Below are 13896 nucleotides of genomic sequence, written 5' to 3' on the forward strand. Positions count from 1 at the left end.
TGTAAGATTAAATCGTTTCAAAACCATTCCATAAATTTCCGGGAGGAACGGGCGCCTCCACTTCTATCAGTTCTTTGGACACCGGATGCACAAAATGGATATACCGCGCATGCAGACAGATGCTGCCGTCGGGATTGGAGCGGGGCGAACCATACTTCAAATCTCCCTTGATGGGACAGCCCATCTTTGCCAACTGACAGCGTATCTGGTGATGGCGTCCAGTTTTCAAATCTATTTCCAACAGATAATAGTTCTGCGACCGCCCGATGAGCCGATAATGCAAAATCGCTTTCTTGCTGCCCGGCACCTCCTTGTCGTATGCATAACTCTTGTTCTGTTTCTCATTTCGCACCAGATAGTTCACCAATTCCCCCTCTTCCTCACGGGGCAGGTTCTTCACCACTGCCCAGTAAGTCTTCTTCACCTCGCTATTCTTGAACATCTCGTTCAGACGCGACAGTGCCTTACTGGTCTTGGCAAAAACAACAAGACCGCTCACGGGGCGGTCCAGCCGGTGGGTGACACCGATAAAGACATTTCCAGGCTTGCTGTACTTCTCTTTCAGATACTGCTTTACAGTTTCCGAAAGCGGTGTATCACCCGTTTTGTCTCCCTGAACTATCTCGGAAGCGGTCTTGTTGACTATAATGATATGATTGTCTTCGTATACGACAGTCATCGATTGTTAATGTTTAATGATTAGTGATTAATGATTAATGACTAACACCCAACTTCTCATTAAACATTAATCACTAATCATTAATCATTAAATTACATATTCATCCCACCATCTACCTGAATAACCTGACCGGATACATAAGAAGACATATCAGAAGCCAGGAAAGTAGCGATATTTGCCACGTCTTCGGGTGTGCCGCCACGGCGCAAAGGAATCTTCTTGCACCATTCAGCCTTCACCTCTTCAGACAAGGCGTCGGTCATGGCTGTCATGATGAACCCCGGAGCAATGGCATTGGCACGGATGCCGCGAGAGCCCAGCTCCTGAGCGATAGACTTGGCCAAAGCAATCATACCGGCTTTGGAAGCAGAATAGTTGGCCTGGCCGGCATTGCCGTGAACACCTACCACAGATGCCATATTGATAATGCTACCCGCCTTCTGGCGCATCATGATGGGTGTGCAGGCATGGATAAAGTTAAATGCCGATTTCAGGTTGACATTGATAACCATATCCCATTGCTGTTCGCTCATACGCATCATCAGACCGTCACGTGTGATACCGGCATTGTTTACCAGAATATCAATACGTCCAAAGTCCTTATGGATTTCTGCCACTACCTTGGCAGTGTCTTCAAAGTTTGCTGCATTGGAGGCATAAGCCTTTGCCTTTACTCCCAAAGCTTCCAATTCTTTTGCTGTAGCCTCGGCATTTTCATCAATCACCAAGTCAGTGAATGCGATGTTTGCTCCTTCTTGAGCGAACTTCAAAGCGATAGCCTTGCCGATGCCTCGTGCAGCACCTGTCACAATGGCTGTTTTTCCATCTAATAATCCCATATTATTTTAAAATTATTTATAAAATGTATTCTTACTTCTTTCCCAATGCACCAAGTACCAGACGGGTCACGTAAGTATCGCGTACCGCATCGTCCAGATTGGCTCCTATATGGCCGCGGATATAAGGTGTTTCAATACCTTTGACACTGTAATGCACAATCTCAGCAGTCATATCCAAGTCATCTATCTGGAAAACACCCTTCTCCATGCCTTCACGCAGAACCTCCTTGAAAAGCTGGGTCTCTGTAGCATCGAAACGTTTGCGCACTTTCTCCACTCTCCAAATATCCCGAAAGAAATTGGCACGAAGAGTACCATTCCGAAAGACAACCTCTTTTACCGCATCCAGATGGGTGTAAATCATTTCCATCAGTTTCTCGTCCGGCTGAATATCTTTCTCTACCACGTGCTTCATCATATCCGAAAGAATATCCAGCTCCGACTCGACAACAGCCAAGTAGATATCTTCCTTGCTCTTAAAATAGGTATAGAGCGTTCTCCTACCTTTCTTCGAAGCGAGGGCAATATCATTCATCGTGGTATTCTCAACGCCCATCTTTGCAAACAGCTGACGGGCAACGTCCACTAATTTAGCTTTTGTCTTCGATACGGTCATAGATTAATTGCACATTGCTTTATTATTTGAGCAAAAGTAAGACATTTCCGCATATCTTACAAGAAAACATTCATTTTATTAATGAACAGCCCTAAAAAGGAAGAAAAAAAGTAGGCTTATTATCGTTCTATTTATCAACATATTACTCATTAAAATCCACTTAACCTCAAAAATATCATGCATTTTATTTGCATATTAAATAAAAAGCCGTACCTTTGCACCCACAAAACGATAACATCGCGGAGTGGAGCAGTTGGTAGCTCGTTGGGCTCATAACCCAAAGGTCATTCGTTCGAGTCGGATCTCCGCAACTACAATGAGGATAAAAGGTTTAAAGGCCGTTTATCCTCATTTTTTTTAATTCCCATCAAGGACAGAAAAAAATGTTTGCGCAAATAATGTTTGTGCAAATTGCTTCCACACTTCCACCTCCTCTCCACATCCCTTTATTCATCGGCATTACAGATGCGGTGGAAGCAACTCAAAAGTGTGGAAGCAAAATTTGCTTCCACACCGTTTCACAAACAGAAATACTGACACACAAGAAGCTAACATGAAGTAACACAAGTTATTAATTTCTTGTATCACATCTTATTTATATCGTACCTGCACGAAATCAATATCCTGCAAACACGGTATTAATTCCATCTCCTCCCCCTTCAAATGCAATCAGAACGAATGCGTACAGCCACACAAAGCCAAGACTTCAATGCTGTTTTCCTCTGTGCTTTATTCAAAGAATGAAAGTATTTATTACACCGGACATAAGGAATCAACAGCATGCAACGGCCATGATGCAATCGCCTAACGGCCATCAACAACTCGCTTAACAGCCGTCAGCAGATCGCCGCACGACCGTTAGACGCTGATAAGGCAATGAGTAAAAGGGAGCACTCCCCTATACACAAGCAAACAAAGCCCTATATACAACGGATTGAAAGCAGCGGTTTCCCTTATAATATCCTGATGAAAAGCAGCCCCAGCCCGATGGCAACGCCAGTTGAAACAAGTCCGGGAAGCATGAACGAGTGGTTCAGCACATACTTACCGATACGGGTAGTTCCGGTACGGTCGAAATTAATGGCTGCTACTACGGTGGGATAGTTGGGAATAAAGAAGTAACCGTTTACGGCCGGGAACAGAGCAACCAGTATCATAGGCGAAATGCCCAAAGCGATGCCCAAAGGCATCAGTGCGCGCACAGTGGCGGCCTGGCTATAAAGCAGAATCGACATGGCAAACAAGGCTATCCCGAACAGCCACGGCATTTGCCTCACCACTCCCTCGATGGACTGGGTCAACTGAAGCATGTTTCCCTGAAGAAAAGTATCTCCCATCCAGGCAATGCCGAATATGGCAATCACCGCCTGCATGCCTGCCGGGAAGACGGAGCCTTGCGTTGCCTTCATGCCGTCGGTGCGAGTCAGCAGCAAGATGAGGGCGGCGGCAGAGAGCATCACGATTTCGATAATGGCGGACATGCCGAGTCTCACCGTCTCGCCGTCTATCACGAAGGCAGGACGCAAACTGTCGAACGAACCAAAGAACACGATAAAAGCAGTGGCAAGGATAAAGATAAGCACGGACAAGACGGCATGCCGTTTATTGTGTATATCCTTTATCTCCACCTTCTTGACATCAAGATAGCCTTCGGTCAACCTCTTTCTGTACTCCGGGTCGTCTGCCAGCTCCTTGCCCACCTTCATGGAGAACAAGGCGCCCACAAGTACCCCGATAATGGTAGCAGGAATCGTTATTTTCAGAATATCGAACAAGGTGACATCAAATCCCGCCAGCAACCCAAGCAGTGCGACGGTGGCAGCCGAAATGGGACTTGCCGTAATAGCCTGCTGCGAAGCAATCACCGCAATGCCCAGTGGCCTCTCGGGACGAATCTTGGTCTCCGTGGCAACCTCGGCAATCACGGGAAGCACCGAATATGCCACATGTCCCGTGCCGGCAACAAAAGTAAACAAATAGGTCACAATAGGGCTCAAGATAGTGACCTGCGAAGGATTCTTCCGCAACAACCGTTCTGCCAGCTTTACCATATAATCCAGTCCGCCAGCCGCCTGCATGCAGGATGCGGCGGAAATGACGGCGGCTATCATCAACATAACGTCAATGGGAGGTGATGTAGGCTGCAATCCGAAACCAAACGTCAGAATTGCCAGACCTATCCCTCCCATTACACCCAGTCCAATGCCGCCCAAGCGGGCGCCTATAATGATAGCTACCAATACGAATGCCAATTGCAAGACCATATACTCTACACTTTTTGATTCATGTGCAAAGATAAGTCATTTCGTATTATGGCTACTCACCTACTTCTATTTTAACTGCTTGTTTTAACTCCACACTCAAAGAGGCATCATCCTTTAACGGTGTCCAGAACACCCGGCGGCATTCATTCTTCTGTAAAAGACAACGATGATAGCGGCTACCGGACAGATGCTCCGTATCGATATGGAAGGAACCAGTATTGACATCCCAATCGGCTATCTCGTCCAGATTCAAATAAAGGTTGCGCACTGTGCCGCTGTTGAAATGCAAGCTCTGCGCCTGCGCCGCAAGCGCAGTGACATGGCAATCTTCCAGCCGGGCAAGGTCTCGCGTGCGGAAAGAGAGCGTATCGCAACGGAGTCCGTAGAAATTGGTTTCCATATCCTCCACATCTACCACAACCGCTTGTACCTCCGCAGGCAACCGCAATTCCATCCCTTCCGAACGAACCCTTATCCAAATGTCATTCTGAAGATGCTGTACCAGCTTATCCTCCGGAAAGTCAAAGGTGACGAGCAGGGTATCGCCAACGGAAGTCATCGACATAAAAGTCTCCATATCCCCTGCATAGGAGAAACTGCCCTGCTGCAAAGAGTCTCCGGCAGTTACCTCCAACGGCACTTCCCCGAACGAGAATATACGCTCCGCCTCCACAATACCTTCTTTTTTCTGTTTCCACACCACCGGAGGCTGTGTCAGCTTCAACACCCTGCACGAGGGCAGCTGCACCGTTTTCCGTTCTCCGCCGATTTCCATAAAATTATCTTTCTGAGTGACATTGCGGTCCACCACATAGAACATGAGTCCGCATACCATTGCCACACCGGTAACCAGCATTCCTATCATTATATAAGTCGTTCGTTTCATAACTGTCTTCTTTTATTTTTGTTTCTTGATAAACTCCTGATACATCCCGGACAACTCCTCGGCAGAGATGCCCAGCGTGAAAATCTGCTTGAAGAAATAATCCACTTCCTCCTTCAGAAAATACTCTTTCCTCAACGAGAGAATCAGCTTGCGTGCACCTACCGACACAAAATAGCCGATACCCCGCTTGTTATAAATCACTCCTTGCGTCTGCAAGTAGTCGTACGAACGCATCACCGTATTGGCGTTGACCTCTACCACAGCCGCATATTCCCGTACCGAAGGAATACGTTCTTCCTCCTGATATTGCCCGAGAAGTACCTCGTCGCAAATGCGGTCTGCTATTTGCAGGTAGATGGCCTTACTTTCCTTAAAGTTCATAGTTACCAGCGATTAATGATTTCGGACTCCTTGAAACGGAAATAGGCAAGCACCCAGTTGAAAAGGGAGAAAAACAAAGTTATAAAAATCAGCCAGTCACTCGATGCTTCCCTGTTGATATAAGGCTCGGTCATAAAAAAATTATTGGGTAGAATGGTTTCCAGACACAATACAGCTATCAAGATATATGAAACGAAGATGCAGACACCGGCCGCAAAAGTCTTGATAAGTGCATTTTGGGGCCAGACCGTACTGCCCAGCAGGAAGAAAGACTGTAGGAAAAAGTAGCAGCTCAGGAATATCCCCACCACAGCCGGTCCGCTTCCTATCGTCTCATAGAAACGGTTCGTGTTACAGCAGAATTCCCACAACGGAAAGGAGTGAACGACATGCAGCTCCGGGTAGGCCAGAAGATAGAAGATGACTCTTGTCAAGTCCGCCAGCTTGAAAGCTATCAGAAAGACCAAGATAAAGCCGCAGGTAGCCACCAGCCAGCGGGCAAAGAATTTCTCGAACATGGTGGCAGGTGTCATGAGCACAACGGTACGACTCGTCTTGCTTTTCATCCTTTCCATGGCAAACGAGGCGCTAATGCATCCCCAAATGACAAGTCCCCAAAGAAAGAATCTGGACTCAAACTCCCAGATAGGGTCCATGCCCACAGCTCCCGCTTCCAGATTGTGATACTGATAGTATCCATTCCAAACAAAGACTATGGCCAACATTCCGTAGACCATCACCGAGCGGAGTATATAGGTCTTCCAATTCTCCACCATCTCTTTGCGGCATACGTTCACAAAGCGATGCAAACTAAAAAAGGTATCACGTATCATTATTCATTTGTTTTAGTGTGAAACATTTCCGCTATCTTCCCAGGCTCTGCAAGCACGGCGCCAAACAGCAGTTCAAGATTAATCTCCGATTCCTCACCTTCCGTATTGGGCAGCATCAAGAAATTGCCTTGTACGGAGGGAAGCGTGTACAATGCAGTCGCAGCCAACTCCCGGTCGTCACTCTCCAAGAAGAACAGCTTACTGCAAACGCTGGCAGTGGATTCGTCCAGCAATACGCGGCTGTTGTCCATAATCAGAACATGGTCCAGTACTTTGTCAATGTCACGCACTTGATGGGTGGAGATGACAATCGTCTTGTCGTCCGACATACCCGAAGCCAGGAATTTACGGAACTGGCTCTTCCCCGGAATATCCAGTCCATTGGTAGGCTCATCCATCAGCAGCAGGGAAGTATTGGTGGCCAGCGCAAAGCTCATGAAGATTTTCTTTTTCTGCCCCATGGACAAGGCTCCCAAATCAGCATCCATATCCATCTCGAAGAAATGCAGGTACTTCACCATGTCTTCCTTGCTGAAACGGGGATAGAACTTACTGTTCAGTTCAATATAGCTGACCAGGGAAATAGGAGGCAGCTCGAACTCCTCGGGTACCAGAAACATGTCCTGCAACGTGACGGGCAACCGGCGGCGCATGTCGGTATCATGATACATCACTCTCCCACGTTTGGGAGCCAACAAACCGCTCATCAGATAGAGCAACGTAGACTTGCCGGCTCCGTTCTTACCCAACAGACCGTAAACCCGGCCGGCTTCCAGCGAAAGTGAAAAATCACTCAGGACTTCTTTCCGCCCCTTGCGATAACTAAATGAAATGTTTTCTACTTGTAACATACGCTTGGATGAATTAAATATCTTATTGTTTATGTGTATTAGTATAATAGTACACTGCAAACATAGGCATTTTTTTTAGAATAACAAGAGATTTGAGAAAAAAGGAAATACGTACGAAGGTTCAAAAAAAAGGAGGAGCTAAGAATCACTCTCCACTCCTCCCGACACGACAAACAACTAAAATTATTGCTATTTGATGCCGTCCAATGCCTTGTTTGCTGTGGCATTGGTGGGGTCGATAGCCAGAATTTTATTCCAGTACTCTTTCGAAGTAGCATAGTCACTCTTCAACAGATAGTAGTAGCCCAGATAACTGTAACACTCTATCAATGCAGAGTTGTACCTCGGTTCGTTTTTGGCAAGCAGTACGTCCACCACCTTCTCGTAATAAGGTTTCGCCAATCCCTCTGTAGTTTCGGGGTCCATGGCAGAGTGTGTGCGAGCGCGCCACATATCTCCCAAATAACTGTCGGGAGCTTGTTCGGCAACAAGTGCGAACACAGAGTCGGCAGCCTGCAATGCCGCCATGCGGTCGGCAGGCTGAACGGCGAGAGTGTCGTCCGAGGACGTACCCTCTCCGTAGTACAGACGCCCTAACTGGAATAAGTTTTCGGACATCTTTTTATCTTGTGCCAGCGAGTCATAGTACTTTTTATAAGCAGCAATGGCTTGGGTATAGTCGTTTTTCAGTTCATAAGCATCGGCAATCTCACGCCACAAGTCCACCTGACTCTCATCCTTCTCCAATGCCTTGCCATATTCCTCAATGGCCTGGTCATATTTCTTCAGAGCACTCAACAGAGCACCGTGATAGCGGTAATCCAAGTATGAATAATCGGCATTATCCGAAGCATTGAAGAAAGCATCGGCAGCCTTCTCTGCCTCGTCATAACGCTTGAGGTCGACATTGTTGTACATCACAAGCCGGTTGAACGCGGCATGGCGGGCATTCTTCTGCAAACCTTTCTGCGCCACCGCCAAGGATTTCTCGAAGTCGTGGTTCAGGAATAGTGCAAAAGCATATTTCAGGATGTCATCTTCCGTAGCCACGGGAGTATCGATGAACTTGGCATAGGTGTCGGCAGCCTTGCCAAAACGGTTGGTGGCGTAATACACTTCCGCCAGCTCCTTGTCTGCTTCCAGGCAATCCGGAGCTATGGCCTTCAGCTGGTTCAGCTTCTCTATGGCCTGCGAAGGACTGGCAGACTTGTATGCCTGCGCATATTTCAGATACGCATCCTTATAATTCGAATCAAAATAGATGGCTTGCTCATAAAGCTGGCATGCCTTTCCGATATCTTTCCGGGCAAAAGCGATGTCACCCTCGAGTACAGAAACTGCCGGAGCCTTGTTGTCGGCCTTTCTTGCCATCTCCAGATAGGTTTCCGCCTCTTTCAGCTGTCCTGCATCCAGATAGGCACGGGCCACGGAAGTCACAAGCTCCACATTTTTTTTGTTCTTGCCCTTCAGCAGTTCTCCGGCTGCGTCGGAAGCCTGCTCCGGATTCGCCTTTATCAGACTTTTTACTTTATCCACCCCCGCCTGCCATTCGGGCACCGGCGTTTGTGCGGCGAGCGTACCTGCAGACAGCATCGCTCCCAAACAAAATACAAATCTACGTTTCATGTTAGCATTCATTTTAGTTATTCATCCTTGACGTTCACCACGCGCACCGGTTGGGTGGCGGGGACCAATCCCGACTTCAATATAATCCGCTGTCCCCGGTCGGAAGCGAGGAAAGAGGCAAATCCCCACGGAAGTGTGCTCCGCGGATCATTCAACAAGGCATAGATGCTGCGTGCCAACGGATAATCACCGTAATACAAATACGCCTGATAGGGTTTGTAACTGTTGTCCGGCATGGCCTTGTCAGCAGCACTGACGGACATCAGCCGCACCTCTTTACTGAAAGAGAGCCCCGTACTGTCATTCCGGTCGCTCAGCCAGTTCACGCCGATAATACCGATGGCATCAGGCGTGCGGGCCACGTAGTCAATCACCTCCCTATTGGTTTTCAACGCTTTCACCCGGCCGGAAAGCGGTGCACCCTTACAGATGGAATCGACAGCAAAACGTACGGTACTGGAGTTCTTGTTGTCAAACACAAGACTGATATCCCCCAGACGGGAAGCCGGATAGATATCTTTCCACTGCTTCGCATCACCCGTCAGGATACGGCGGATGTCCTTCACACTAATCAATGAATCCGGATTGCCAAGATGGGTTATCAATGCCAGCCCGTCCGTAGCAATCTTTATCTCCTGCGGAAAAAACTTCCGGCTATTGAAGGAATTCATCTCTTCGGGAGTCAGTCTGCGACTGGTTATTGCCAACCGCAGACTGTCCTTGAGCAAGAGGTTGACGGCATCGACTTCCGTCACATAACGGGGCACAATTCCTGCCAAGGGGAACAGTCCTTCGAACACGTCAATCTCTTCCTGCACAATAGGCTGGAAACTTTCGTCCGCAGCAATTGCAATCACACCGGAGGTATACGTATCCGTTTGTCCGTCCTTGGGCTTGCTTTGGCAGGCCGACAGCAGAGTCAGCAGCACCAGCAAGCCTAAAAGCTGAAGTTGTTTCACCGTTTTCATAACACACACACTTATTGTAATCTAAACATCACCGGTATCGTATATTTCACCGATACGGCCTTACCATTCTGCTTGCCGGGAATCCATTTGGGCATGGACATTATCACACGGACAGCTTCTTTATCCAGATAGGGGTCTACACCTCTCAGCACTTTCACATCACGCACCTTGCCGTCGGCACCTACCACAAACTGGCAGGTTACACGCCCTTGCGTACCATTTTCCTGGGCAATGGTCGGATACTTCATATTCTTGCTGATGAACTGCATCATCTCGGCCTGACCACCGGGGAACTGGGGCATCTGCTCTACCATATCGAAAACCTTTTCAGGTTCCGGTTCGGCCTGCGTCACCACTTGTTTCAAGTCGGCGATGTCCTTGCCATGTTCCTCGTCATTACCTTTCACGTCGGCAATGGAGATGGCAACTTTCGTTTCCGTCAGTTCTGTCTGGCTTTTTATCTCATCCTCGTCCCTCACTTCCTCATCCTTTTTGATGACGGGAGCGGTAAACTTAATGGAGCTTTTCAATGCAGGCGGCGGTGGGGCCACGGGCTCTATCCGCTTCATCTCTTCCTGCTTCACTTCCGGTTCTTCCAGCTGCGAAAGGGTAGTCACTTCGGTCATCACCTCTTTCTGTTTGGGGGTAGCCATCTTTATCAGCGTAGGGATACTGAAACCTATCAATGCAATTACAATTACCAATATCACGGCAATGTTGTGCCGTCTGGGAGAGGTCTCACGCATCTTATAGGCTCCATATGCTTTGTTCTTACCACTGAACACGAGGTCACACCATGCTTGGGAGCTTAAATCTACTTTAGCCATATTCTTTCCTTTCTTTGGGTGTTACACATCATTCAGCAATGTTCTGGGACAATTCGCCCTTGCTTTCGTAGTTCTCCATCAAGAACTCGTCGGCTTCGGCAATATCCGTTATCACATACTTACCTATATTACATATCTGCATTTCATCGAGAGCATCAATCAGATTCTTGTACGAAGACTTGTCGGTAGCCTTGATGATGACTGTCGGCGTATCCTTTCCGCTTTTTATCTCGGAAAGCTGTTTCCGGTAGTCATCCTCTGATATCTTAAGATCCAGTTTCTGCTGCTTCAGTCTGTTCACCTCGTTCACAGCAACTCTATTACGTTGCAGAAGCATTGCTCGCAGACCATCCGCCTGATAGGTAGTTTCCTTCAGTGAAGTATAGTCCTTGTAGTTAGGTTCCCCTTCGTAATAATACAACTTGTTGTCATCCCCCAGCAACAGCGTGATGGCTTGGGAAGCCTTGACTTTGGTCTGCTGCTCCTCGGTGATGGTCTTGTCATTGCTCGGCATGCTTATCTCCATGGTCTGAGGTTTGCTCAGTGAGGTACAAAGCATAAAGAAGGTAATCAGCAACATGTTCATGTCCACCATAGGTGTAAAGTCCACCCTGACAGTCATTTTCTTCTGCTTGCTTTTTCCACCTTTCTTGTTGCCGCTTTCTTGTATTTCAGCCATAATGTTTCCTTTCTTGTTCTACTTGTAACTCGTAGCTTGTCACTCCTCACTTGTGGTCTTCAGAGAAGTAATCAGGTTGTACCGGTTCTCTCTGAGGTCCTGAAGTGAGTTCATCACATTTTTTATTACGGAATAAGGAGTATTGGCATCTGCCTTGATGGCAATGCGCAAATCACTGTTCACTGCACGGGCGTTGCGCACCCAGGCCTTGAACTGATTGTCAATACTGTCTGTCGGTATCCCCTCATTCTTCAATACAGCATCTTGCTGGTCTTGCGGCAAGTCGAGGTATTTCTTCATACTCTTCATCGGCACACCAAAGGTAGACGCCAGCATGAATTTTTTAGTTTCCTCCGGAGTGAAAGTCACTCCATACTCCTGCCCCATAGCTTCCAGCACTTCGCGCAAGTCGGACTGCTTGTCCAGACTCATAAATACTTTTCCGCTCGGATCGACCAATATCTGGAGTACATTTGTCTCCGGGATCTTAATCTCGGAGACAGAGGCGGGAGTCGTTACTTGTACCGGTTCTTTCTTCACGAACGTAGAAGTCAGCATGAAGAAGGTCAGCAACAGTACAGTTACGTCACTCATCGCCGTCATATCGATGAACGTACTTTTCTTTTTTATTTTCGCTCTGCCCATAATCGTTTCATTGAAAATTAAAATTGAGAATTCATTCGTTGAATAGATAATAGAAGCCTACGTCACAGCGCAGCTCCAACTATCAGCAGTCAACTATTTATGGGTAGCTGCAAAAGTCTGCACGATGGAGAAACCAATCTCATCGAGGCTGTAAGTCAACTTGTCAATCTTGTTTGTATAATAGTTGTAGGAGATAACGGCCAATGCACCGGTCAAGATACCGAAGGCTGTATTAATCAAAGCCTCGGAAATACCTTGCGACAGAGCCATGGAGTCGGCTGAACCTCCGGCTGCGAGGGCGGCAAATGAACGGATCATACCAATAACCGTACCGAGCAATCCCATCAATGTACCTAAAGTCGTGATGGTACCAATAATAGGAAGATTCTGCTCCATCATCGGCAGTTCCAGCGCAGTGGCTTCTTCCAATTCCTTCTGGATGGCAAGCAGTTTCTGGTCTTTGGACAGCTCTGTGTCATTCTCCATCTCGGCATACTTCTTCAAAGTGGCATTTACCACATTGGCTACAGAACCACGTTGTGAATCGCAGATTTGTTGTGCCTTCTTCATATCACCTTCAGCCAAGGCTGCTTTGATGTTAGCTACGAATTTCACTAATGCCCCCTTACCAAAGGCAGCGCCAATGGCAATATAACGTTCAATACTCAGTGCAATGACAGTCAGCAAAAGTGTTTGAATTACAGGAACAATGAATCCACCTTTATAGATGGTACCGAGGAAGTTACCCGGCAACGGATGGTTGTTCGGGTCGTTGTTCATGAAGTTGGAGGGATTTCCCAACACAAAGTGAAAAATAAGCACGGCGATGATAAAACAGATTACGATTACCCAACCGGCGGATCTGATGCCTTTAAAAGAGGCTGCTTTTTTTTGAGTAGTTTCCATGATGAAAAGTTTAATTGTTGGTATTTAAATAGAGTTTTGAGAATAAAGCATAGGGATACGACTTCCCGCTTACGAACCGATAGGGCGTAATCATCCTTGCAACCTTAGCTAGCATATATGTACACTAAAGGTCACCTGCTTTCAGTCTCTTCAAGACAAGAAGGGAAAAAAGGGGGAAATCAATAAGAAGAAAAGTTGGCTAAATCAAAATCCGCCGAAGCGTATAGATATAGTAATCACTGCCCGTCAATGCATAGTACGGGGCTTTATCTGAGTAGTATAATTTAGAACGACCTTGAACGAGTAGATTCTCGTGGTTGGATAATATCAGAAGAATGTTTCTGAGGAAAAGATTGTCTTCAATCACCCTGCGCAAACGCTGTTGATGAGAAGAGTAAGTTTCGGAAACTGGTTTGTTTCCCAGTTCGACATCCGTAGTCCATGCAAACTTGGTATTCGTGAACAATGAATTCTTCTTGTCAATACTATTGTCGGAAGTAGAAGAACATGAAGATAAAGAAGCGGAAACTTCAGCAGTTCCAGCCATTCTGTCATCCATCTGCACCAGGTCAATGGCTTTACCGCTAATGCTGCAAGTCAACATCAGTAGCATACATATCCAGAATGTCTTTACAGTTGTTTTCATGTCGTCTAATGATTCTACAATAAATAACAGATGTCTCTCTTATTTGTTTTACAACAATATTACTTTCTTTTGTAAAAAAATTAAATTGTTCACTGATTAAAGGATTTACTATACCTTTTAATACACTGTAAAGGTACGAAGAATATATGAAATACGAAAGTGAAAATAGAACATAAAACACTGATTTTAAACGTTTTTAATCATTCATTTAGCACCTTAATTCGGGAATTAATCTGATGAACATGCGATG

Annotated in this window: 15 protein-coding genes and 1 tRNA gene; 1 reads left to right on the forward strand and 15 read right to left on the reverse strand. The window is 46.7% G+C overall.

Going from position 1 to position 13896, the window contains the following annotated elements; all coding sequences use genetic code 11:
• Positions 1-7: 7 nt before the first annotated feature.
• The 3 genes from DWY57_RS16785 to DWY57_RS16795 all read right to left on the reverse strand — a co-directional run bounded on the left by DWY57_RS16785 (position 8) and on the right by DWY57_RS16795 (position 2134).
• On the reverse strand, positions 8-679 hold the full coding sequence (locus DWY57_RS16785; RefSeq protein ID WP_117599214.1) for an RNA pseudouridine synthase: 672 nt from the start codon (positions 677-679) through the stop codon (positions 8-10).
• A 92-nt stretch (positions 680-771) separates the two neighbouring features.
• Complete coding sequence (gene fabG / locus DWY57_RS16790) at positions 772-1518, reverse strand: 3-oxoacyl-[acyl-carrier-protein] reductase (RefSeq protein WP_117588701.1); 747 nt, start codon at positions 1516-1518, stop codon at positions 772-774.
• A gap of 31 nt (positions 1519-1549) precedes the next feature.
• Positions 1550-2134 (reverse strand): TetR/AcrR family transcriptional regulator, encoded by a 585-nt coding sequence (locus DWY57_RS16795; protein ID WP_005828604.1) that lies wholly within the window; start codon positions 2132-2134, stop codon positions 1550-1552.
• A 238-nt stretch (positions 2135-2372) separates the two neighbouring features.
• Here DWY57_RS16795 and DWY57_RS16800 point away from each other — a divergent pair.
• Positions 2373-2445: transfer RNA gene (locus tag DWY57_RS16800), tRNA-Met, on the forward strand.
• Between the two features lie 642 nt (positions 2446-3087).
• Here the strand turns inward: DWY57_RS16800 and DWY57_RS16805 are convergent.
• The 12 genes from DWY57_RS16805 to DWY57_RS16860 all read right to left on the reverse strand — a co-directional run bounded on the left by DWY57_RS16805 (position 3088) and on the right by DWY57_RS16860 (position 13646).
• The gene (locus tag DWY57_RS16805; protein ID WP_117599213.1) at positions 3088-4398 is read right to left on the reverse strand and encodes an anaerobic C4-dicarboxylate transporter; all 1311 of its coding nucleotides are present in this window, start codon (positions 4396-4398) and stop codon (positions 3088-3090) included.
• A 52-nt stretch (positions 4399-4450) separates the two neighbouring features.
• Entirely contained in the window at positions 4451-5284 is an 834-nt protein-coding gene (locus DWY57_RS16810) for a hypothetical protein (protein ID WP_117599212.1), read from the reverse strand.
• Positions 5285-5296: 12 nt separating this feature from the next.
• Positions 5297-5665, reverse strand: a complete 369-nt coding sequence (locus DWY57_RS16815; RefSeq protein WP_005828614.1) for a GntR family transcriptional regulator — start codon at positions 5663-5665, stop codon at positions 5297-5299.
• 2 nt (positions 5666-5667) lie between these two features.
• Entirely contained in the window at positions 5668-6498 is an 831-nt protein-coding gene (locus DWY57_RS16820) for a hypothetical protein (RefSeq protein WP_117599211.1), read from the reverse strand.
• Positions 6498-7349, reverse strand: a complete 852-nt coding sequence (locus DWY57_RS16825) for an ATP-binding cassette domain-containing protein (protein ID WP_098032396.1) — start codon at positions 7347-7349, stop codon at positions 6498-6500. Before DWY57_RS16825 ends, DWY57_RS16820 begins: the two co-directional genes overlap by 1 nt.
• A gap of 189 nt (positions 7350-7538) precedes the next feature.
• Complete coding sequence (locus DWY57_RS16830; protein WP_119962121.1) at positions 7539-8987, reverse strand: tetratricopeptide repeat protein; 1449 nt, start codon at positions 8985-8987, stop codon at positions 7539-7541.
• 5 nt (positions 8988-8992) lie between these two features.
• Entirely contained in the window at positions 8993-9943 is a 951-nt protein-coding gene (locus DWY57_RS16835; protein ID WP_119962125.1) for a substrate-binding domain-containing protein, read from the reverse strand.
• Positions 9944-9954: 11 nt separating this feature from the next.
• Positions 9955-10770 (reverse strand): energy transducer TonB, encoded by an 816-nt coding sequence (locus tag DWY57_RS16840; RefSeq protein WP_005828639.1) that lies wholly within the window; start codon positions 10768-10770, stop codon positions 9955-9957.
• A gap of 28 nt (positions 10771-10798) precedes the next feature.
• Positions 10799-11449 carry a biopolymer transporter ExbD gene (locus tag DWY57_RS16845; protein WP_165853619.1) on the reverse strand — a complete coding sequence of 217 codons (651 nt, stop codon included), beginning with the start codon at positions 11447-11449 and terminating at the stop codon, positions 10799-10801.
• Between the two features lie 39 nt (positions 11450-11488).
• Positions 11489-12094: a biopolymer transporter ExbD gene (locus tag DWY57_RS16850; protein ID WP_005828648.1), complete on the reverse strand. Its 606-nt coding sequence runs from the start codon at positions 12092-12094 to the stop codon at positions 11489-11491.
• Positions 12095-12187: 93 nt separating this feature from the next.
• Positions 12188-13000, reverse strand: a complete 813-nt coding sequence (locus DWY57_RS16855) for a MotA/TolQ/ExbB proton channel family protein (RefSeq protein WP_117599207.1) — start codon at positions 12998-13000, stop codon at positions 12188-12190.
• Positions 13001-13199: 199 nt separating this feature from the next.
• Positions 13200-13646 (reverse strand): hypothetical protein, encoded by a 447-nt coding sequence (locus DWY57_RS16860; protein ID WP_044468185.1) that lies wholly within the window; start codon positions 13644-13646, stop codon positions 13200-13202.
• Positions 13647-13896: the final 250 nt, after the last annotated feature.

Origin of the sequence: Bacteroides sp. AF25-5LB, from assembly GCF_003602965.1 — a bacterium.
GTDB classification, from domain to species: domain Bacteria; phylum Bacteroidota; class Bacteroidia; order Bacteroidales; family Bacteroidaceae; genus Bacteroides; species Bacteroides uniformis.